This window comes from Mesorhizobium sp. WSM4306, from assembly GCF_007003975.1.
Classification (GTDB): Bacteria; Pseudomonadota; Alphaproteobacteria; order Rhizobiales; family Rhizobiaceae; genus Mesorhizobium.
In genome coordinates this window covers 20,518-39,239 of record NZ_VFTC01000016.1, presented here as the reverse complement: position 1 = coordinate 39,239, position 18,722 = coordinate 20,518, and the positions used below count along the sequence as shown (strand labels likewise).

Here is an 18,722-nt window from a genome sequence, read left to right as displayed (position 1 = left end):
GCAAGCTCCTTCGAGGCCGGCAGAAACAATACCGGGCTCGTTGGTGAACGAAAAGGGGCCCTGCGTTGCGCAGGACCCCTGATTTTACGATCGAATTTACTTCAGCTCGTCGGCCTTGATGTAGCCGGAGTCGACGACCAGCGCCTGGTAGTTGGACTTGTCGACATCATGCGGCGTCAACAGGATCGAGGGAACGACCTTGACGTCGTTGTTGTAGGTCTTTTCGTCGAGGCCGTCCGGCTTGCCGCCCGAGAGCACCTTGTCGACGAGTTCGACGGTGGCCTTGGCCAGTTCGCGCGTGTCCTTGAACACGGTCGAGTACTGCTCGCCCGAGATGATCAGCTTGACCGAGGCGGTCTCGGCGTCCTGACCGGTCACGATCGGCCAGGGCTGAGCATCGGTGCCGTAGCCGACAGCGCGCAGCGAGGCGGTGATGCCGCGCGACAGGCCGTCATAGGGCGACAGAACGCCATCGACGCGGCTGCCGTCCGAGTAGTTGGCGGAGAGCAGGTTGTCCATGCGGGCCTGGGCGGTGGCGGCGAGCCAGCGCAGCGTGCCGACCTTGTCCATGCCGGTCTGGCCGGACTTGATCTTGATCGAACCGTCATCGATCAGCGGCTGCAGGACGGAGATGGCGCCGTTGTAGAAGAAGAAGGCGTTGTTGTCGTCCGGCGAGCCGCCGAACAGTTCGACGTTCCACGGCTTGGTGTTCGGGAAGCGCTCCTTGAGGCCCTTCACCAGCGAGTTCGCCTGGATCACGCCGACGCCGAAATTGTCGAAGGTGGTGTAGTAGTCGACATTGGCGGTCTTCTTGATCAGGCGGTCATAGGCGACGACGACGACGCCGGCGTCAGCGGCCTTCTGCAGCGCGTCCGACAGTGTGGTGCCGTCGATCGAGGCGATGATCAGCGCCTTCGGGCCCTTGGTGATTTCGTTTTCCAGCTGGCTGAGCTGGTTGGGGATGTCGTCCTGCGCATACTGCAGGTCGACCGTGTAGCCGAGAGCTTCGAGCTGGGACTTGACGGCGTCGCCGTCATTGATCCAGCGCTGCGAGGTCTTGGTCGGCATCAGCACGCCGACAAGGCCTTTGTCGGCTGCGTGCGCCGAGTAGGTCATGGCAGCGATGCCAAGGGCCGCGACGGCGGCCAGTGTCTTGATGATTTTCACGTAAAACTCTCCCTGGTTGATGGACGCGACACCTCGGGGCTTCGCGGGCCGCGCAGTCGGGCGGATGCGCCAAAGCGCCGCCGCCGTCATATCGATCTCCGGTATCCTCCCAATCGGCCCTCAGTCGCCTGATTTCAATCGATACGATTGCTCGTCATCGACCGTCAAGTCTTGAGGACGCGCGAAGGGTGTGTCGCTTTGCCATAACTGTCAAATGCGATCTTCGGTGGTTGCTATACCGAAACCGGTATATGACTGACGTGGATCGAAACAGTGGCGGGAGCGGTTAAAAGCATGGCGGCGTTGGGAAATCCTCGGGGAATTCCAGGCAGTTACGATGAATTGCCAGGCGATAGCGAAACACTTCTGCGCAGTGGGCTCAGCCTGCGCCACATGCGTATGATCGCGGCGCTGGACGATCACGGTCGGGTGAGCGCGGCGGCGCAGGTGATGAACATATCGCAGCCGGCGGCCTCGCGCATGATTTCCGAGATGGAAGCCGTGCTCGAGGTCAAGCTCTGCGAAAGGCTGCCGCGCGGCATCACGCTCACCCCTTACGGCAAGGCACTGGCCAGGCGCGCGCATTCGATCCTGCTTGAGATGCGCGAGGCCGATCGCGAAATCTCCGAACTCAAGGCGGGCAAGGGCGGCTCGGTGTTCCTGGGTGCTGTGACGGCGCCGGCGATCGAACTGGCGGTGCCGGCGATCCGAGAAATCCGCCGCATCTACCCGCGCATCGAGATCACCATGCAGGTCGAGACCTCGAACGTGCTGGCGCGCGAGTTGATTGCCTCGCGCCATGATTTCATCATCGCGCGCATCCCCGACGACCTCAATCCGCGGCTGTTCGAATCGCGCGTCATCGGCGTCGAGAAGGCATGCCTGATCGTGCGCCGCGGCCACCCGCTGAGCAACGGCAATCCCGTGCGGCTGGAGGATACGGCCGCCTATGACTGGGTCTTCCAGTCGGGCGGATCGCCGCTGCGCCAGGCGATGGAAAGCAACTTTTTGAACCGCAACATCGCGCTGCCGGATCGCATCCTCAACACCTCCTCGCTGCTGCTGACCCTGGTCATGGTGGCGCAGTCCGATGCCATCGCCCCGGTGTCGATCCAGGTGGCAAAATTCATCCAGAACCCCGACGGTCTCGCCGGCGCCATCGACGTCGTCCAGACCGAGTTCGACATCGAGGTCCGCCCCTACAGCTTGATCACGGTCAAGAACCGCGCGCTGTCGCCGGCCGCCAAAATGCTGCACGACTTCATCCTGCGCGAAGTGGGATAACGGCCGGGAACTCCATCCTTGCGCGGAACGGGACTATAGCCGGACCTGGTGCGGCCACACGGATGGCGGCATTGGCGTGGCCCGCCAACGTGATCCTTTGCGGTCCCAAGAAAATTGGACAACGTGTCACACGCCCAGCCCTGCGCCGCAGGTTGGAGCGGGTGGAGGGGATCTCGTTCGCGCCAGTGTGACAGACTGATCGGAAGATTGATGAGCGTTGCCTAATGTTAACCATCTTGATGCTAGCGTTGGCGTCGCGAGACAAACGCGAGACCACAGGATGCACACTGAACTGCCGCTTGCAAAGCTTGGATGGACGTTGAAGACCATGGCGATTGGGCTCTTCGCCGCCACCCTAATGATGCTGCCCGCGAACGCGGAGACGGTGAGCGGCAATCCCGGTGGCCAGATCGTGACCTTCGCTTTGCACGTCGCCAAACTGCGCGCCGCCGACGAGCCTGTGCACTTTGACGGGGCGTGCGACAGCGCCTGCACGCTCTATCTGTCCCTGCCCGTCGAGCAGCTTTGCGTTACCCCGCGTGCATCCTTCGGCTTCCATCTGCCATACGGCGTCGGCGCTCGTGAGAACACCGTCGCTGCCAACTACCTGCTCTCGCAATATCCCGATTGGGTGCGGCAGTGGATCGACGAGCATGGCGGCCTGTCGCACACCCTGGTGCGGATGGAAGCCGATGAGGTGGCAATGCACCTTCCCATATGCGCCGAGGTGCAGGCATGAACAGCGTCGCAATGCCCAGGCCTGCGGCAGGCGCCGGCAAACTCAGTCTAAATCATTGATTTTTGCTGGAGCGGGTAGAGGGAATCGAACCCTCGCGTTCAGCTTGGGAAGCTGACAAGCTACCATTACATCATACCCGCGTCGGCCTCTCGATATCATGCGAGCCGCCGTCCGGGCAATCATCAAAACCGGCCGGCGCGTGCCTTGTTGTAATGCATCGGCATTTCTGCTCCCGATCTGGCTGGTAAATGGGGGATTTCATGAGAATATTACTTGCTGCCGCCTTGGTGTGCGGTTTCGTCACTACGGCTCACGCTAGCATGTCGGTTTCTGTCGACTGGGGGCCAACGAAGAAGTGCTTCGACAGCAAGTCACCACCGATGACGCTTGCCGGTGTTCCGGCGGGCACCGTCAAACTGGACATTCGCATGTCTGATCTGGACGCGCCGGATTTTTCGCATGGCGGCGGCAAGGTGGCTTATTCCGGAGCTTCATTGCCTTATGGGGCGTTTTCATACCGGGGGCCGTGCCCTCCGTCGCCACACACGTACCTGTTCACCGTCAAGGCACTCGATGCCGCTGGCAAAACGATCGGCACGGCAAAGGCAAGGAAGCGATTCCCCTGAGACCGTGGACGAGGTCTGCGTTTCGTTGCCGGCATCAATGCCGCACAGGCAGCTCCATGCGCACACGCGCGCCGCGCCATGAACCGTCCAGAATCCTGATTGTCCCGTCATGCAGGCCGGCGATCTGCCGGGCGAGATTCAGGCCGAGGCCGGCGCCGCGAGATTGTGGCTGCAGGCGGTAGAATGGCTCGAAGATGTTCTCATGCTCCGCCGGTGGAATGCCGGGGCCTTCATCGCGCACTTCAAGGCCACCCGTTGCATCGGCGGCGATGGTGATCATGCCCGCGCCGCCGCCATGGTCGATGGCGTTGCGCACCAGGTTGGACAGCGCGCGTTCGATCTGCAGCGCGTTGGCCTCGACCTCCACCTTGCAGGGCGGCGGCTCGAAAGCGAGATCGTAGCCGGCCTCGATGGCGAGCGGGGCGAAGTCGGCGGCGACCCGGCTGGCCAGTTCGGCGAGATCGACGATCTGGCGCTCGTTTACAGGGCGTTCGAGCATCTGGTGGTCGAGCAGCTGTTGCGCCAGATGCGACAGGCGCTCGATATCCATGAGCATACGCGCGCTTTGCGGCTCCTTCGTCAGCAGCTCGGCGCGCGTGCGTAAAATCGCGATCGGTGTGCGCAGCTCATGTGCGGCGTCGGTGAGGAAGCGGTTGTGACGGTCATAGCCCTGGGCCAGCCGCGCGAGCGTCTGGTTGAAGGCCTGCACCAACGGCGCGATCTCCTGCGGCACGCGCTGCACAGACAACTGCATGCCGCGCGTGTTGATGTCGATGCGAGCGGCTTGGTCTGCCGTGTCGACCAGGCCGGCGAAGGATCTGCGCACCACGGCGGGCGTCGTCACCAGCGTGGTCAGCCCCATGACCAGGATGATGGGCAGGACCAGGATCAGGACGATCAGCGACAGCGCCGGCAAAGCGCGCTGCCAGTTGCGGCTGCCGTCGGGATTGCGCGCGACATCCACGTTCGCCGAGATGTTCACTTCCAGCCCGTCAGTCTGTTCCCGCGACGAGCGCGTCGCGGTGATGATCTGCACCGGCCCCGCCTTGGTCGTGATGTTCTCGACATAGGCTTCGGGCCGCAGATCATCGCGATTGAGGTCGAGGGTGGCGCGCTCGACCGAGTCGAGCAGAAGGCCGGGTGTGCCGGCATAGGCATCCGGCACGGCGCCGGAGCGGAGGCTCTGCCCCGTCTTGTCACGGATGATGTACCAGACATGCGGAAAGCTCTCGCGGAATTGCTCGAGTTCTGCCGTCTCCCGCACCATCAGCCGGCCGCTCGCGTCGCGGTCGACGGCACCCTTCAGCGCCGCGACGGCGGCCTCATTGTCGACCAGCGGCGTCGGGTTGGCGATCCACAGCGCTGCGGCGCAGAGCGCGATGAAGATGGCGAGCATCGCCGCCTGCAGCAGGATCAGCCTGCGCACGAGCAGCCATTGCAGCGAGCGCGAGCGGGGAGCCTTCAAGGTGCTGCCCGCAGGAGATAGCCGATGTTGCGGATCGCCCTGATCTCGATGCCGGCGGCGACGTCGTCGAGTTTGCGGCGCAGCCGCGATATATGCGCATCCAGCGCGTTGGAGCCGATCTCGTCGTCGAGCGCATAGACGGCTTCCTCCAGCGAACTGCGCATGATCGCCCGGCCCGGCCGGCGGATCAGCGTCTCGAGCACCAGCCGTTCGCGCCGCGGCAGCTCCAGCGCCTGGTCCTCGACCAGCGCCTCGCGATGGCGGAAATCATAGGTCAGGCGGCCGACCACCGCTTGCTCGGCCCGGACCGTGAACTGACGCCGGTGTAGCGCGCGCAGCCGGGCCATCAATTCCTCGATAGCGAAGGGCTTGACCATATAGTCGTCGGCGCCGGCATTGAGCCCGCTGACGCGGTCGTCGAGGCCGCTCATCGCGGTCAGCGCGATCACCGGCGCATCGACGTGCAAAGCACGCAGGCGCGGGATGAGGCCGAGGCCGTCGCCGTCGGGCAGGCGGCGGTCGAGCACGACGGCGTCGAATGTCCCCAGCCTTGCCATGGCCTCGGCGTCGGCCAGCGTCGAAACGTGATCGACGACAAGGTCTTGGCGCTCCAGCGCGGTCTTGAGCACCGACGCCATCTCCGGCTCGTCCTCGATCAGCAGGATGCGCATGCCCGATGTCCTTCAGCGCCGCTTTCAGCAGCGGCCGTTATCGCCGGGTAAAGCGTTCCCCGGCGCGCCACAAGAGCCAGCCAAGCAATCCCGTTCACTCACATTCCAACTTCGGCGGGCGGAAATTGGTGATGAACCAGCGGCCGCCCGATGAGCGGGCGTAGAAGGTGTAGAAACACTCCTGGCGTTCGACATAGCCCGGCGTCTCGGTCTCCTCGTATTCGGTGCCGTGCTTGGTGCGGCGGACCTCGCCGCTGGTCGAGCCGGCAACGACGTTGGTCGACGTCTTGCGCCACTGAAAGGCCCGCTCGCCCGAGCCGAGGTCGATGATTGCAGTTGGCGGACCATAGTCGAGCACCACCGATTCGATCGGCTGCCCGATATAGTTCTTCATGATGTCGGAAGCGCATGCGGAGATGGAGAGCAGGGCCGCCGCAGCCAAGGCTTTGGGCGCCCATTTCCGGCCTGCGTTTATTATGGACATTGTCTGATTCCTGCGCTGAGAGACGAGCTGCAGCTAGGCCTTGAAAATTGCCTCGACATTACGCAGCCGGCCTTGAACGGCTCCGCTAGGTCGACGGAGAAAAGCAGTTTCCCGCGGTGGAGATCGGCGGGGGCCGCCACGGAAAACTGCTCTTCGTCAGCCGGGCCTGAAGCGCGTCGCACGCGACGCGCTTCAGGCCCTTGTTTTGATGCATGTCGTTATCCCAGAACCGCTGCACACTTCTGGGCGACATGCATTAGAACCGGTAATTGATACCGGCCTTCAGTTCCTGGCTGCCTATACCGGTCTTCTCTGTGCCGAAGGCCGATCTCGTCTCCACATCGGGTGTGCGGATATAGTTGTATTCGATCTTGGCGGAGAGGCCGCCGGCGAATGCCTGCTCGACGCCGCCGCCGACGAGATAACCGAGCTTGCGACTGTCGGTGTCGCGCAAGCCGCCGCCCTTCTCGAATGTGGTCACGGCGACGCCGGCGGTGCCGAAGACCAGCGTCTAGTCGAAGGCAAGGCCCGCCTTGGCCTTGGCGGCGGCGCGCCATTTTTCCCTAATTTTGCCGCCTTCCACGCCGTGCTCGGCGCCGCCGAGATAAGAGCCTTCGACCTCGGTGCCGAACACCGCAGGACCGGTCTGGATGTTATAGCCGGCCTGGACGCCGCCGCTCCAGCCGTTGCGGCCGGCGAACGGGTTGGGCATTTTGGTGAAGGCGGTGCCGCCATGCACGCCGACATAGGCGCCCCTCCACTGGAAGGCTGGCGGCGGGTCGTTATAGGCACGCGTGAGATCGGCGGCCATCGCCGACCCACCAAGACAGGCGGCGACACTTGTCGCTGCCACGAGAATTCTGTTTCGAGCAAACACTGCAACACTCCAACACATGCGCAACGAGACACCGCTACGCGGATTGACCGTGGAGCCGGCCTCTGGGATGGCCACGCTCCGGTTTGAATGTCTTTCGCGGGCAACGGAAATCCGTGCCCGCAAGGCGTCGCCTTGCGGGTTGAAAATGTCGGCACGGCGTTTCGCTCTAAAGACGCGTCCTATCTGGCAGGCGAAAATTGCACGCACATTGCGCGGACCGCAGCGGTGAAGATTTTTCTATTTATTTTCAGCAATTTGCAGGATTTCTGTTTACCCGTCTTTAACGGCTGCGCCGGTCCGCCTGCCTTGATACGGGCGCAGCAAGTGCGTATTCGTGGGTCTGTGTCCCGAATCCGGGCGCCGGTAATCTGGAGGCAGGCCCTTGTCCGCACTGACGCGCTTTCTCGGTGACTCGCCCATCAGGGTGATCATCAAGCTGCTGGTTGTGTCGTTTCTGGTCGGCCTGGTGATGAACGCCTTCGGCTGGACGCCGATGGACGTGTTCTACCGCATCCAGAATTTCTTCATCGATCTGTGGAATCTCGGTTTCCACGCCATCGATCGATTCCTCGGCTATATCGTGCTTGGGGCCGCCATCGTCGTGCCGGTCTTCATCCTGCTCAGGGTCGCCAACTACCGGAAGTGACTTTCGCTCATCAGGCGAAGCTGGAGGCCACCTCGAACAGGATGGCGTGACGCGCTGCCAGCGCCACAACATCGGTCGAATAGCCGCCGCCGATGACGCCGCAGACCGGAATGCCTAGCGCGCGGAAATGGCCGGTCACCATCGCGTCGCGGGCGCGCAAGCCAACATCGCTGAGCGAGAGCCGGCCAAGCCGGTCCTCGGCATGGACGTCGACACCGGCATTGTAGAAGACGATGTCCCAGCGCGCCTTAGCCGAGAGCTCCGGCAGGAGGATGCCTAGCCGTTCGAGATAGGCGGCATCGCCGGTGCCGTCCGGCAGCGCGACGTCGAGATCGGAGGCGATCTTGCGCACGGGATAATTGCGCTCGCCATGCATGGAGAAGGTGAAGGCGCGTGGTTCGTCTTTCAGGATGTTCGCGGTGCCGTCACCCTGATGCACGTCGAGATCGACGATCAGGATGTTTTCGGCGGCACCTTCGGCGAGCAGCACCAGCGAAGCGACGGCGACATCGTTGAAGGTGCAGAAGCCGGCGCCCTGCGCGCGCCGCGCATGGTGGCTGCCGCCGGCGGTGTTGCAGGCAATGCCGTTGACAAGCGCCAGCCGCGCCGCCAGCACCGTGCCGCCGGCGGCGAGTTGCGCCCTGAGCGAAACGCGTGGGCTCACGGGAAAGCCGATCTCGCGCTCGATCTTTTCGGGCACCGAACAAGCGATGACCTGGTCGACATAGTCGGCCGCATGCGCAAGCTTCAGCCAGGAGGCCGGTGCCGGCTCGGGCATCGACAGCGCCTCGGCGTGGATCAGACCCCGCGCGTGCAAGGCCTGCATCAGCAGCGGATATTTGCTCATCGGAAAGCGATGATTGACCGCGAAGCCGGCATCGTAGTCGGGGTGGTGGACGATCTGCAGGGGCATGCACTGGATCCGGCGGGCTCGCGCCAGGCCGAAGATTTCGGTTGGCCATAACGACAAGGGTAATTGCGCGGTGGCCGGAAAATGGGGCACATCGGTTGTTCGATCAAGCCGCAATCAGCAAGGCAGCTATCCCCTGGACACGGGTGCAACCCCAGCCGACGCGAGACCTTTCGCCGTCACCAACCGTTCGGTGCTTGCCATCGCCGTGCCGATGACGCTCGCCTATCTGACGACGCCTCTGCTCGGCATCGTCGACACGGCGGTGGTCGGCCAGTTCGGCGACGCCGCCCTGCTCGGCGGCCTGGCGGCTGGCGCGCTGGTCTTCGACGTCGTCTTCAACACCTTCAATTTCCTGCGCTCCGGCACCACCGGCCTCGTCGCCCAGGCTTTCGGGCGCGGCGACGAAACGGAGGAGCAGGCGGTGTTCTGGCGCGCCGTGCTGATCGCGGTCGCCGCCGGCATCGCGCTTGTCGCCCTTGCGCCGCTGATAGCCATCGCCGGCCAGAAATTCATCGGCGGCGAACCGCGCGTCAGCGAGGCCATGGGCGTCTATATCAGGATCAGGATGCTCGCCGCCCCCTTCGCGCTGATCAACTATGCCATCCTCGGCTATGTGCTGGGGCGCGGCGAGGGCGGGCTGGGGCTGATGCTGCAGGCGGTGCTCAACGGCATCAACATTGTGCTCTGCATCCTGCTCGGCCTGAAGCTCGGCTGGGGCGTCGCCGGCGTCGCCTGGGCGACCGTCACCGGCGAATTGCTGGCCATGCTGTTGGGCCTCGCCATCATCGTCTGGCGGTTCCGGGCCGCACCGCGCCTGCCGCGGCATCGCCTGCTCGACATGGCCGCCTTCCTGCGCATGCTGTCGCTCAATCGCGATATCATGATCCGCTCGTTCTCGCTGCTCGCTGCCTTCGCGCTGTTCACCCGCCAGGGCGCACAGTTCGGCACGCTGATGCTGGCGGCCAATGCCGTGCTGATGAACTTCTTCCTTTTCGCCGGCTATTTCCTCGACGGTTTTGCCACGGCGGCCGAACAGTTGGCGGGACGCGCCATTGGCGCGCGCGCCGAAACCTCGTTCCGTCAGGCGGTGCGCCTGACCGTGTTCTGGGGTTTCGGCCTGGCGGGAACCGCGACGCTGATCTTCTGGCTCGGCGGCGCCGGCCTTGTCGCCCTGATCACCACGTCGCAGGACGTTCGCGACGTCGCGGATGTCTATCTGCCATGGGCGGCCCTGACGCCGCTGAGCGGCGTGCTGGCCTTCCAGATGGACGGCGTCTTCATCGGTGCGACCTGGTCGCGCGACATGCGCAACATGATGCTCGTGTCTTTCCTGGCCTTCAGCGCCGCATTGTTCATCTTGGCGCCGTCGCTGGGCAATCACGGCCTGTGGGCGGCGCTGCATGTCTTCCTGCTGGTGCGCGGCTTCAGCCTGCTGGCGATCTTGCGGCTGAGAGTGAGCACGGCGTTTTAGCTCAATCCGATCATCCTGTTCCGAGATAAGGTGCCATCAGAAACGGCCGCTGGCCGAATCTCGGGTTATCTTTCCCGCTGCCTCGCAAACATCCATCGCTGCCTTCGGGTCGTCAGGTCTCAGTGCCGCTACCACCGCATCACAGCTTTTGGCTGGCTGACCCGCATAGACCATGTCCGAGTAGGCGAACAAACAGACAGCGGCAGATTGCAGCGCGATTGACGAAGGAACGTTCACCGGCAGGGCCTCCACCTTGGCCTGTTGGCAAAGCTCCTGCACATACGGTTCCAATTGGCCGTTCTCAAAGGGGACTATCAAGGTCGAAAGGACGAAAGTCGCGGTCCATGGCATCGCAGCCTCCCTTTTTTGGTCCGAGGCAGCCGACAAGCCTAGTTTGTTCTAACTGTGGCGTGAGACGCTGGGGCACACCGGCCATCTTCACCGCTCAGATCAAATTCGCGGCGCAGCCGTTGATTAGAGGGGTTTCGAAGCCCATTCATCGAGGCGGCTGTCGCGCAGCTCGCGGATGGACGTCAGCCCTTCCTTGTCGGCAAAGCGCACCATCCCCGCAAGGATGCGGCCCGGCAGGGCCGGCCCGGCATAGATCATGCCGGTATAGAGCTGCACGAGATCGGCGCCGGCGCGGATTTTCTCCAGCGCCGTCTCGGCGGAATCGACGCCGCCGACGCCGATGATGGCCCGCTCCGGCCCGAGCAGCTTGCGCATCTTGGCTAGCACGATGGTCGAGCGCTTGAACAGCGGTTTTCCCGAGAGACCACCGGCTTCGCCTGTGCCGGTCGTACTGCGCAATCCGGTCCGCGCCAGCGTCGTGTTGGAGACGATGACGCCGTCGATCTGTTTCTCACTGATCTCCGCGGCGATGTCCTCCAATTCGGCCTCGACCAGGTCCGGCGCGATCTTGAGGAAAACAGGCGGGTGCGCCGAGGCGGAAGCACGCGCAGCGACAACGCGCGCCAAAAACTCGCCGAGCTGCTCGCGCGCCTGCATGGTGCGCAGGCCCGGCGTGTTGGGCGACGAGATATTGACCGTGAGATAGCTGGCGTATTTCGCAAAGCGCGAGACGCCCAATTCATAGTCACTGACACGGTCGGCGCTGTCCTTGTTGGCGCCGATGTTGACGCCGACGATGCCGCCGCGCCCCTTGCGCGCGGCAAGGCGCTTCTCGGCCGCCTCGTGGCCCTCATTGTTGAAGCCCAGCCGGTTGATCACGGCATCATCCTCGGTCAGCCGGAAGATGCGCGGCTTCGGATTGCCGGCCTGCGGCAGCGGCGTTATCGTGCCAACCTCGGCAAAGCCGAAGCCGAGGCCAAGCAGCGCGTCCGGCACTTCGGCATTCTTGTCATAGCCGGCGGCCATGCCGAGCGGATTGGGAAAGGCGAGGCCACATAGGCTGACCTTCAGCCTGTCGTCGCGTACTGCCCGCGCGCCGACCGGCAGGCCGCAACGCAATGCCGCGATCGACATGCCATGCGCCGTCTCCGGATCGAAGGTGAACAGCAGTTTCTGGCCGATCCGGTCGAGCACGCTCATTGCCCCTCCATCTCAGGGAACTGATGCACGCCGTCGGCGCCGAGCGGCAATGGTTTCACCCACAGCACGGCGCTCATGTCGAGCACGCCATAGAGATGCGGAAACAGCGCGCCGCCGCGCGAGACCTCGTATTTCAGCGCCTCGCCCAGCCGGGCGCCGTCGATGGCGACCAGCAGCAGATCGGTCTGGCCGACAAAGTGCTTCGCCGCTGTCTCCCTGGCCTGGTCTGCGGTGGAGAAATGGATGAAGCCGTCGGCGATATCGATCGGAGCGCCGGTGAAGCGGCCGTTTTTCTCGGCTTCGCGCCAAAGCGCTGCGGGCGCGATCTTGTAGATAATCTGTGACATGGCTGGGCTATAGTCCGAACCGATCATGCGGGGAAGGGCAACTCTTCCGCATTTACGGCGCAAAGCTGTGATAGGCTCTTATACACTGGCTCGTGGAGGATGGAACATGCGTCTGCAGCACATACTGATCCCCGCCGCACTGGTCTCGCTGGTCGCGGCATCGGCCTGGTCCGAGGAGACCGATCGCTACCGGCTGGAAAAATCGGCCAACGGCTATGTCCGCATGGACACGCAGACCGGCGCCATGTCGATCTGCGAGGAACGGTCCGGCCAGCTCGTCTGCAAGATGGCCGCCGACGAACGTGCCGCCTTCCAGGACGAGGTCGACCGTTTGCAGGCCTCGATGAAGGCCATGGACGAGCGCGTCACCAAGCTGGAGAATTCGCTGTCCGCCCGCCTCGAATCGAAATTGCCGAGCGAGGAGGATTTCGACAAGACGATGAACTACATGGAGCGCTTCATGCGTGGCTTCATGGGCATCGTCAAGGAGATGGACAAGGATAATGGCGACGGCGCCAAGCTCAATTCGCAAAAGACCTGAGCCGCATCCGGCCATTGCCGCTTGAAAACAGAACGCTTCGCCGCATAATCGTCCGGTCCCGTAGAAGCCGATAAATCAACAACGGGATTTGGGGAGGAATATTTGCCGTCGGGCTACACCTTCGTCATCGCCGACGATCATCCGCTTTTCCGCGGCGCGCTGAAAGAGGCGCTTGCCGGCGTCGGCGATGTCGCCGCCATCCATGAGGCCGGCGATTTCGAGAGCGCCAAGGCGCTGGTCGTGGCCAATGAGGATGTCGACCTGGTGTTGCTCGACCTGTCGATGCCGGGCGCCAGTGGCCTGTCCGGCCTGATCTCGCTGCGCGGTATCCACCCGGCGGTGCCGCTGGTGGTGGTGTCGGCGCATGACGACCCGGTGACCATCCGGCGCGCGCTCGATCTCGGCGCCTCCGGCTTCATCTCGAAATCGGCCAGCATGGAGGAGATCCGCAGCGCTGTGCAGACGGTGCTGGCTGGCGATATCGCCGCGCCCGTCGGCATCGATCTCGGCGTCGAGCGCGACCCCGAAATATCGGACCTGATCAAGCGGCTGCAGGCGCTGACGCCGCAGCAGACGCGCGTGCTCGGCATGCTGGCCGAAGGCCTGCTCAACAAGCAGATCGCCTATGAGCTCAGCGTCTCCGAAGCGACGGTCAAGGCGCATGTCTCGGCCATCCTGCAAAAACTCGGCGTCGACAGCCGCACCCAGGCGGTGATCCAGCTGTCCAAGATCGGCAACGACCCGCTGCAGCCGGTGGGCTGAGCGCCGGAGCGCTCAGCTTTGTTCTATCCCAGCCAAGCAGTCCGCCGGCGGCCTTAACTTAACTTCACCGACAGTTCGACGTCGTCGCCGAACGGCGTCGACATGTAGCCCGATGCCGGATCGCGCACGCGCTCCAGATATTCGGGGCTGAAATCGGCATTGTCGGCGATCACCAGCGCGCCGGGCCTGAGCCGGCTTTCGACCAGGCTCAATATCTCCGGGTAGATCGCCTTGGCGCCGTCGAGCAGCAAGAGATCGATCGTTTCGGGGAGATCGGCGCTCAGCGTCTGCAGCGCATCGCCCTCGCGGACTTCCACCAGGTCGATGAGGCCGCCTTCGGTCAGGTTGGCCTTGGCCCGCATCACCTTGGACGGCTCGAACTCGGTGGTGATCAGGCGGCCGCCGCCATTGTCTCTCAGCGCTGCCGCCAGATAGAGCGTCGAGATACCGAACGAGGTGCCGAACTCGATGATGACGCGGGCGCCACTGCTGCGCGCCAGCATGTAGAGCAGCGTGCCGGTCTCCGGCGAAACCGCGAGCCAGAGGTCCTTCAGCCGTCCGTAGAAATCGACATATTCGGTCTTGCTGCGCAGCAGGCGTTCCCGCTCGTCGCCCGAGAAGCTGGCCGCAGCTGGGCTCGTTGCGGCTTCCGCCTCCTTGAACAGACGGGCGAGCAGGGGTGCAAGCGGGGTGAGGGTGGTCATGAAAAGTCTCCAGTCGAAAATCATTGCGTTCTTGTGTCGGGCTGAAAATACGAATAATCCTTCAGGTTTCCAATTCGCATTGCCGGACACCACCATGGCCGAACGTCCAAGCCTTTCTATTTCCTCGCGAAAACAGCCCAAGCAGGCGCGTGCGGTCGAGCTTATCTCGGCGATTTTGGAAGCTGCTGTTCAGGTTCTGGCGAGCGAAGGCGCGCAGCGTTTCACCACCACGCGCGTTGCCGAAAGGGCCGGCGTCAGCGTCGGTTCGCTCTACCAATATTTCCCCAACAAGGCCGCACTGCTGTTCCGGCTGCAGAGCGACGAATGGCAGCAGACGACCGACCTTTTGTGCGCCATTCTTCAGGACGTCGAAAAGCCGCCGCTCGAACGGATACGCATCCTGGTCCACGCCTTCATCCGCTCGGAATGCGAAGAGGCGGGGCTGCGCGTGGCGCTGAACGACGCTGCGCCCCTCTACCGGGATGCGCCAGAGACGCAAGAGGCAAGGGCCATGGCGGACCGCACGGTCGAGGCCTTCATGCGCGAGGCGCTGCCCGAGGCCTCAGATGCGGTCCGGGACCTTGCCGCCGACCTGATCACGGCTGCGCTGAGTTCGGTGGGAAGGGATTTTTCCGGCAGCCCCCGCACCGACGCGGAGATCGAAGCCTACGCCGATGCGATGGCCGACATGTTCTGCGCCTACCTCATAAGCCTTGGACACCGCTGAGACGGGCCGATGCGATTATTCCGCCGCCGAAGCCAGCGGCCTGACCCTTGCCATCATCGAGCGCAGCACGGCCGGCTTCAGCGGCTTGTTGATCACCGGCACGTCAAGCGCGGCGGCGGCGGCGCGGACCTCGGTGGAGCGGTCGGCGGTAACCAGTACGGCCGCTAGGTCGCGGCCGTGGATGTCACGCAGCCGCGCTATCACGTCGAGACCGCTCCTGCCGTCGAGGTGATAGTCGGCAAGCACGATGTCGGGACGATGGATGTCAGCCCTGGCGAAATCCTCCGAGCCGGAAAATGTGCCGACGCTGCAGCCCCAGCCTTCGAGTAAAAGCCGCATGCCGTCGAGGATGCGGGCATCATTGTCGATGCACATGACGCGCAGCCCCGCCAGCGAGTTCGCGACGCGGGCAGGCGCTTTGGGCTCAACTTCGCGCCGCGGCGCCTGCACGGCGGCAACCGGCAGGATGACGGAAAAGCGCGTGCCCTTGCCCGGGTAGGAAAAGATCCGGATCTCGAGCCTCAGCACCCGCGCGATTCGGTCGACGATGGAGAGGCCAAGGCCGAGGCCTTCGGCCTCGCGCACGCCTTCGTCGAGCCGGGTGAACTCGTTGAAGACCGTGTTCAACTTGTCGCCGGCAATGCCGATGCCGGTGTCGATCACCTGGATTTCGGCGAGGTCGCCGCGCCGTCGCACACCGACGAGGATGCGGCCATGCCTAGTGTATTTGATGGCGTTGGAGACCAGGTTCTGGATCAGCCGGCGCAGCAGATTGCGGTCCGTCATGACGCTGAGCGACGAGGCCATGATCGTCAGGTCGAGTTTCTTTTCGGCGGCCAGCGGCTGAAAATCGTTGCCGATCTGGCGCAGCAGCCCGTCCAGGCGGAAGGCGGTGTTATCCGGCTTCATGGCGCCGGCGTCGAGGCGAGAAATGTCGAGCACGGCGCCCAGGATCGTCTCGACCGATTCCAGCGAGGATTCGATGTTGACCGCAGCCTTGCCGGCCGGGCCCTTGCCGGCCTTTTCGATCAGCGACGAGCAGTAGAGCCGGGCGGCGTTGAGCGGCTGCAAGATGTCGTGGCCGGCGGCGGCGAGGAAGCGCGTCTTGCCGAGATTGGCCTCCTCGGCCAGCATCTGCGCCTGCGCCAGCTCCTCATTGACGCGCGTCAGTTCGATGGTGCGCGTCTTGACCCGCTGCTCCAGCGATTCATTGGCCCGCTTCAGCGCCAGATCCTGTTCGACGCGTCCCGAAATGTCGGCATAGGTGGCGACGATACCGCCATCCGGCATCGGGTTGGAGCGCAGTTCCAGGATGCGGCCGCTGGTCTTCAATTCCATCTGCCACGGGCTGACGAAGCTGGTCAGCCGATTGAGCATCGCCACACGCTGGTCGGCAGGGATGTCGCCGCGCTCGGCCAGATGGCGCAGGATAAAGTCGAGCGAGACGCCGACCTGGCCCATCTCGTCGGGCAGGTCGAACAGCGCGCGATATTGTCTGTTCCAGCAGATCAGGCGGAAATCCCGGTCGAAGACCGTAATGCCCTGTTCCATCTGGTCGAGCGCGATCTGCAGCAGGTCGCGATTGTGCTGCAGCGCCTCGGTGGCGTCGTCGAGCAGGCGGAAGGCATCCTTGGATTCGCGGTCGTTGCGGCGAAACAAAAGTGACAGGATCAGCCGCGCCGACGACGAGCCGACCGCGCTCGCCAGCAGCTGCTCGGAAAAGCGGATGACATCCATGCTGGCCTGCTCATTGCCGTGCAACGAGACGCCGGTGCTCCTTTCGAAGGACTGGAAGGAGCGCTCGGTGCGCTCGACGCCGAGATAGCGCGATATGGTGTCCTTGAGAAGGTTGACGGTAATGGCGGTGCGGAAGCGGCGCAGGCTGGGCATCGGGCCGGACTCGCGCGGCACGAAGATTGACGCCTGGATGCGCTCCAGCGGCACCGACGCGCGCGACAGTGAGCCGAGGACAAAAAACAGCGTGTTGACGGACAGGCTCCAGAGCACGCCGTGGTTCAACGGCTCGGCGACGGTGCCGAACAAGGCCTGCGGCCGAAGCGCCTCGAAGCCGAACAGCCCTTGCACGACGATGTCGGCGTCGGGTGCCGACAGCGAAGGCAAAAGCAGCGTGTAACCCCAGACGAGGATGCCGGCGACCATGCCCAGTGCAGCGCCACGGCCGTTGGCGCCGCGCCAGATCAGCCCGCCGATCAGCGCCGGCGAAAACTGGGCGATTGCCGCGAACGACATCAGGCCGATCGACGACAGCCGCGCCGCGTTGGTGCTCTCGCGGTAGTAGAGGAAGGCGATGAACAGAAGGATGAAGATCGCGCCGCGCCGCACATTGAGGATCAGTGTCGACCAGTCCTCGTTCTCCGACGTCGTGGTCTTGAGCAGCCGGCGCACGAATAGCGGGATGACGAGATCGTTCGAGATCATGATCGACAGCGCCACGCTTTCTACGATGACCATGGCAGTCGCCGCCGACAGGCCGCCGATGAAGGCCGCCATGGCCAGCACGTCATGGCCGCTGAACAGCGGCAGCGACAGCACATAGAGATCGCTGCTGGTCCTGGTGCCGACCAGCGACAGGCCGGCGAAGGCAATCGGCAGCACGAACAGGTTGATCGCCACGAGATAGAGCGGAAACACCCAGGTCGCGGTGCGCAATTCGGCCTCGCCGCGGTTCTCGACGATGGTGACGTAGAACTGGCGCGGCAGCATGATGATGGCAAAGCCGCTCAAACAGGTCAGCACCAGCCAGGTGGCGAGCGAGGTGTTGTAGCCCATGGCTTGCCGCACCTGGATGTTCTCGGCCAGTTTGTCGATCATGTCGCCCGGCCCACCGAAGATCAGGAAGGTGACCATCAGGCCGATCGCCAGGAAGGCGGCGAGCTTGACCACGGTTTCGACCGCCACCGCCAGCACCAGTCCGTCCTGGTGTTCGGTGGCATCGGCATGGCGGGTGCCGAACAGCACCGCAAACAGTGCCAGAAGCATGGCCACCACCAGCGAGATGTCGCTGACGAACGGGTCGAAGGAGGGCGGCGATCCCGTATAGTGCTCGACCATCAGGCCGACCGAACCGGAAATCGCCTTCAATTGCAGGGCGATGTAGGGCACCGCCCCGATGGTGGCGATCAGCGTGGCGATCGCCGAGACGGCAAAACTCTTGCCATAGCGGGCGCCGAGGAAGTCGGCGATCGAGGTGATCTTCTCGCTCTTGGCCAGCCGCACGATGCGGTTGAGCAAGGGAAAGCCGAACACAAACACCAGCACCGGGCCGGTATAGATGCCGAGGAATTCGAGGCCGCGCTCCGACGACAGGCCGACCGAGCCGAAGAAGGTCCAGGACGTGCAGTAGATGGCGAGGCTGAGCGCGTAGATGAAGGGCCGGGCACGGCCGGGCCCGGAAGCCGCCGAGCGCCGGTCACCAAGGCTGGCGATGACGAACAGCAGCGTCACATAGGCGACGGCAATGATGACAATGAACCAGCCCTGCACGGCCCGAAAATCCCTCCTTGGCCGGTTTTCCATTCGGCCACCCAGACGCAATCACAGCTTTGGGGTCGAGTCCATCGCGGCTTTCGGCGCATTGCCACGACGCGCCGCCCTGTCGAGCCCGTGACCTGAGGTAAGGAGAAAGCGGTCTTTTCCCGCTTTTGCTTCTGTTGCAACCTCAGGTTTTTGTTATGGTATGGCGGGCCGGCGCCGGAGGACGGCGGCAGCGGGCCTGCCATGAGACGG

At 63.8% G+C, this 18,722-nt stretch carries 20 protein-coding genes and 1 tRNA gene; 8 read left to right on the top strand and 13 right to left on the bottom strand.

Features of this window, described 5'->3' with window-relative positions; translation table 11 throughout:
• Positions 1–96 precede the first annotated feature (96 nt).
• Positions 97–1,167, bottom strand: coding sequence for a multiple monosaccharide ABC transporter substrate-binding protein (gene chvE, locus FJV77_RS19155; RefSeq protein WP_142868326.1), 1,071 nt, complete (start codon positions 1,165–1,167; stop codon positions 97–99).
• A 294-nt stretch (positions 1,168–1,461) separates the two neighbouring features.
• On the opposite strand from chvE, the gene FJV77_RS19150 reads away from it, so the two are divergent.
• Both FJV77_RS19150 and FJV77_RS19145 read left to right on the top strand, forming a co-directional pair.
• Positions 1,462–2,451, top strand: coding sequence for a LysR family transcriptional regulator (locus FJV77_RS19150; protein WP_142868325.1), 990 nt, complete (start codon positions 1,462–1,464; stop codon positions 2,449–2,451).
• A 280-nt stretch (positions 2,452–2,731) separates the two neighbouring features.
• Positions 2,732–3,190 carry a hypothetical protein gene (locus FJV77_RS19145; RefSeq protein ID WP_142868324.1) on the top strand — a complete coding sequence of 153 codons (459 nt, stop codon included), beginning with the start codon at positions 2,732–2,734 and terminating at the stop codon, positions 3,188–3,190.
• A 66-nt stretch (positions 3,191–3,256) separates the two neighbouring features.
• On the opposite strand, the gene FJV77_RS19140 is transcribed toward FJV77_RS19145, so the two are convergent.
• Positions 3,257–3,330: transfer RNA gene (locus tag FJV77_RS19140), tRNA-Gly, on the bottom strand.
• Positions 3,331–3,450: 120 nt separating this feature from the next.
• Here FJV77_RS19140 and FJV77_RS19135 point away from each other — a divergent pair.
• Positions 3,451–3,816 (top strand): phospholipid-binding protein, encoded by a 366-nt coding sequence (locus FJV77_RS19135; RefSeq protein ID WP_142868323.1) that lies wholly within the window; start codon positions 3,451–3,453, stop codon positions 3,814–3,816.
• Between the two features lie 34 nt (positions 3,817–3,850).
• Here the strand turns inward: FJV77_RS19135 and FJV77_RS19130 are convergent, their stop codons facing one another.
• The 5 genes from FJV77_RS19130 to FJV77_RS32955 all read right to left on the bottom strand — a co-directional run bounded on the left by FJV77_RS19130 (position 3,851) and on the right by FJV77_RS32955 (position 7,247).
• Positions 3,851–5,281 carry a HAMP domain-containing sensor histidine kinase gene (locus tag FJV77_RS19130; RefSeq protein WP_142868322.1) on the bottom strand — a complete coding sequence of 477 codons (1,431 nt, stop codon included), beginning with the start codon at positions 5,279–5,281 and terminating at the stop codon, positions 3,851–3,853.
• Positions 5,278–5,952 (bottom strand): response regulator transcription factor, encoded by a 675-nt coding sequence (locus FJV77_RS19125; protein WP_142868321.1) that lies wholly within the window; start codon positions 5,950–5,952, stop codon positions 5,278–5,280. The genes FJV77_RS19130 and FJV77_RS19125 overlap by 4 nt, the downstream gene beginning before the upstream one ends.
• Before the next feature lie 94 nt (positions 5,953–6,046).
• Positions 6,047–6,436: a hypothetical protein gene (locus FJV77_RS19120; protein WP_142868320.1), complete on the bottom strand. Its 390-nt coding sequence runs from the start codon at positions 6,434–6,436 to the stop codon at positions 6,047–6,049.
• 256 nt (positions 6,437–6,692) lie between these two features.
• A complete protein-coding gene (locus FJV77_RS32960; protein WP_246691312.1) occupies positions 6,693–6,917 on the bottom strand; it encodes a hypothetical protein in 225 nt (74 codons plus the stop codon).
• Positions 6,918–6,947: 30 nt separating this feature from the next.
• Positions 6,948–7,247, bottom strand: a complete 300-nt coding sequence (locus FJV77_RS32955; RefSeq protein WP_246691311.1) for a hypothetical protein — start codon at positions 7,245–7,247, stop codon at positions 6,948–6,950.
• 448 nt (positions 7,248–7,695) lie between these two features.
• Here FJV77_RS32955 and FJV77_RS19105 point away from each other — a divergent pair, with 448 nt between their 5' ends.
• Positions 7,696–7,959: a DUF6460 domain-containing protein gene (locus FJV77_RS19105; RefSeq protein WP_142868319.1), complete on the top strand. Its 264-nt coding sequence runs from the start codon at positions 7,696–7,698 to the stop codon at positions 7,957–7,959.
• A 10-nt stretch (positions 7,960–7,969) separates the two neighbouring features.
• Here FJV77_RS19105 and FJV77_RS19100 read toward each other — a convergent pair whose 3' ends face one another.
• Complete coding sequence (locus FJV77_RS19100) at positions 7,970–8,872, bottom strand: histone deacetylase (RefSeq protein WP_142868318.1); 903 nt, start codon at positions 8,870–8,872, stop codon at positions 7,970–7,972.
• A gap of 133 nt (positions 8,873–9,005) precedes the next feature.
• Here FJV77_RS19100 and FJV77_RS19095 point away from each other — a divergent pair, with 133 nt between their 5' ends.
• Entirely contained in the window at positions 9,006–10,343 is a 1,338-nt protein-coding gene (locus FJV77_RS19095; RefSeq protein WP_246691314.1) for an MATE family efflux transporter, read from the top strand.
• Between the two features lie 36 nt (positions 10,344–10,379).
• On the opposite strand, the gene FJV77_RS19090 is transcribed toward FJV77_RS19095, so the two are convergent.
• From FJV77_RS19090 to FJV77_RS19080, 3 genes are all read right to left on the bottom strand, one after another.
• A complete protein-coding gene (locus tag FJV77_RS19090; RefSeq protein WP_142868316.1) occupies positions 10,380–10,694 on the bottom strand; it encodes a hypothetical protein in 315 nt (104 codons plus the stop codon).
• 123 nt (positions 10,695–10,817) lie between these two features.
• A complete protein-coding gene (locus tag FJV77_RS19085; protein ID WP_142868315.1) occupies positions 10,818–11,894 on the bottom strand; it encodes a quinone-dependent dihydroorotate dehydrogenase in 1,077 nt (358 codons plus the stop codon).
• On the bottom strand, positions 11,891–12,241 hold the full coding sequence (locus tag FJV77_RS19080) for a DUF952 domain-containing protein (RefSeq protein WP_142868314.1): 351 nt from the start codon (positions 12,239–12,241) through the stop codon (positions 11,891–11,893). The genes FJV77_RS19085 and FJV77_RS19080 overlap by 4 nt, the downstream gene beginning before the upstream one ends.
• Positions 12,242–12,347: 106 nt before the next feature.
• On the opposite strand from FJV77_RS19080, the gene FJV77_RS19075 reads away from it, so the two are divergent.
• Both FJV77_RS19075 and FJV77_RS19070 read left to right on the top strand, forming a co-directional pair.
• Entirely contained in the window at positions 12,348–12,782 is a 435-nt protein-coding gene (locus tag FJV77_RS19075; protein ID WP_142868313.1) for a hypothetical protein, read from the top strand.
• Between the two features lie 102 nt (positions 12,783–12,884).
• Positions 12,885–13,544: a response regulator transcription factor gene (locus FJV77_RS19070; protein ID WP_142868312.1), complete on the top strand. Its 660-nt coding sequence runs from the start codon at positions 12,885–12,887 to the stop codon at positions 13,542–13,544.
• A gap of 53 nt (positions 13,545–13,597) precedes the next feature.
• On the opposite strand, the gene FJV77_RS19065 is transcribed toward FJV77_RS19070, so the two are convergent.
• Complete coding sequence (locus tag FJV77_RS19065; protein WP_142868311.1) at positions 13,598–14,248, bottom strand: O-methyltransferase; 651 nt, start codon at positions 14,246–14,248, stop codon at positions 13,598–13,600.
• Between the two features lie 94 nt (positions 14,249–14,342).
• Between FJV77_RS19065 and FJV77_RS19060 the strand changes: the two genes are divergently transcribed.
• Entirely contained in the window at positions 14,343–14,975 is a 633-nt protein-coding gene (locus FJV77_RS19060; protein ID WP_142868310.1) for a TetR family transcriptional regulator, read from the top strand.
• 15 nt (positions 14,976–14,990) lie between these two features.
• On the opposite strand, the gene FJV77_RS19055 is transcribed toward FJV77_RS19060, so the two are convergent.
• Entirely contained in the window at positions 14,991–18,479 is a 3,489-nt protein-coding gene (locus FJV77_RS19055) for a PAS domain-containing hybrid sensor histidine kinase/response regulator (protein ID WP_185970378.1), read from the bottom strand.
• Positions 18,480–18,722 lie beyond the last annotated feature (243 nt).